Origin of the sequence: Streptomyces sp. NPDC002088 (genome assembly GCF_040296605.1) — a bacterium.
Classification (GTDB): Bacteria; Actinomycetota; Actinomycetes; order Streptomycetales; family Streptomycetaceae; genus Streptomyces.
The window spans coordinates 1-1,772 of sequence record NZ_JBEOXO010000106.1; the positions used below are offsets into that span (position 1 = coordinate 1).

The 1,772-nt window shown below is 69.1% G+C and carries 2 protein-coding genes; one reads left to right on the forward strand and one right to left on the reverse strand.

Annotated features, from left to right (window positions below; genetic code table 11):
- Nucleotides 1–373, reverse strand: a 373-nt coding sequence (locus tag ABT114_RS50320; RefSeq protein ID WP_351154091.1) for an aldo/keto reductase, incomplete at its 3' end; no start/stop codon positions are given.
- Nucleotides 374–715: 342 nt separating this feature from the next.
- Here ABT114_RS50320 and ABT114_RS50325 point away from each other — a divergent pair.
- Nucleotides 716–1,603: a helix-turn-helix transcriptional regulator gene (locus tag ABT114_RS50325; RefSeq protein WP_351154094.1), complete on the forward strand. Its 888-nt coding sequence runs from the start codon at nt 716–718 to the stop codon at nt 1,601–1,603.
- Nucleotides 1,604–1,772: the final 169 nt, after the last annotated feature.

Sequence of the window (1,772 nt, forward strand, 5' to 3'; positions counted from 1 at the left end):
GGTAGAGGTCGACGTAGTCGGTGCCCAGCCGGGTCAGGGAGGCGTCGATCTGCTCCATCACGGCCTTGCGCGACAGGCCGGACCCACCGGGTCCGTCGTGCATGGGGGAGAACAGCTTGGTGGCCAGGACGACGTCGTCGCGCTTCGTGTACTTCTTGATCGCGCGGCCCACGACCTCCTCGGAGGTGCCGTTGCCGTAGATGTTGGCGGTGTCCCAGAAGGTGATCCCTGACTCGACGGCCTGGCGGAAGATCGGTTCGGCGCCGTCGTCGTCCAGAGCCCACGGCATCTGCGAGGTGTCACCGAAGCTCATGCATCCGAGCGCGATGCGGCTGATCTTCAGGCCGGAGGTGCCCAGACGGGTGTACTGCATGACGTGTTCCTCATCGTCGGTGCAGCCGGCCGACACCGGCTGCGTCATCGAGGCTAGGTAGCCGACGGTGACGGTGGGAGATGCTGCCAGCACCCCCTACCGAGCAGTCGACATGCCTACCGTCGCGGTATAGGCCGCCGGGGTGCGACGCTTCCTGGCCGCCCGACGAGCGCGGATCACCCCCGGGACCAGGTCGGCGGGCGCTGTGGTCTGGTGCGCGAGACGATCCGCAGCCCGGCATGATCGTGCGGTGGTGCAGCGGACGCCGCCGTGCGGGATGCCGCTGAGGGGGGTGCTGGCAGCATCTCCCACGTCCGCGGTGGGGCCCGTAGCGTGAAGGGCATGAACAACCGCAGCGAGGTACGGGACTTTCTGATCTCACGCCGCGGCAAGGTCACCCCCGAGCAGGTGGGCCTCGTCGACCACGGCGGCACCCGCCGTGTGCCCGGTCTGCGACGGAGCGAGGTGGCCGACCTGGCAGGGGTGTCCGTGGAGTACTACACCCAGCTCGAGCGTGGGAACGTGCGCGGCGCCTCGGAGAGCGTTTTGGATGCCGTGGCCAGGACGCTGCTGCTGGACGAGGCCGAGCGGGCACACCTGTTCGACCTGGCGCGTGCGGCCAACACCGGCCCGGCTGTACGCCGGCGCCCGGCGGTGCAGCGGGTACGTCCGGGCATCCAGGCGATCCTGGACAGCCAGCTGTCCCCGGCCTATGTCACCAACGGCCTCGGGGACGTCATGGCCACCAACGCGCTGGGCAAAGCCCTCCTGTCTCCGCTGTACGAGGACCCCGCCCGCCCGGTCAACGCCGCACGGTTCCGCTTCCTGAACCCCCGCGCGGCCGGCTACTACCTCGACTGGGAGGCCACCGGCCGCGACAGCGTCGCCGGGCTGCGCCTTATGGCCGGCAAGAACCCCTACGACAAGGCACTGACCGATCTGATCGGGGAGCTGTGCACCCGCAGCGAGGAGTTCCGCACCCGGTGGGCTTCACAAGACGTCCGGCTGCACCGCACGGGAGTCAAACGGTTGCACCACCCGGTCGTCGGTGACCTCGAGCTCTCCTACGAAGCCCTGGAACTGCCTGCCGACGCCGGTCTCGTGCTGATCATCTGCACCGCGGAACCCGGCTCACCCAGCCGCCAAGCCCTCGATCTGCTCGCCAGCTGGGCTGCCGCGCCGGACCCCGTCGAGCCCGCTCAGGAAGAACCGAGCGACCGCAGTCAGTAGCACCTGGCCCACATTCCCCGAACCATCCAGCCCGCCGCCGGCCACCGGCTGAGCACGGGCAACGAACCGCCGTTCCCCCACGTGCCGGTGCGCACCCTCGCGCCGTTCAGCACCATCCCGAAAGGTTCACCATGTCCAAGATCCCCCATGTCACGCTGAACAACGGTGT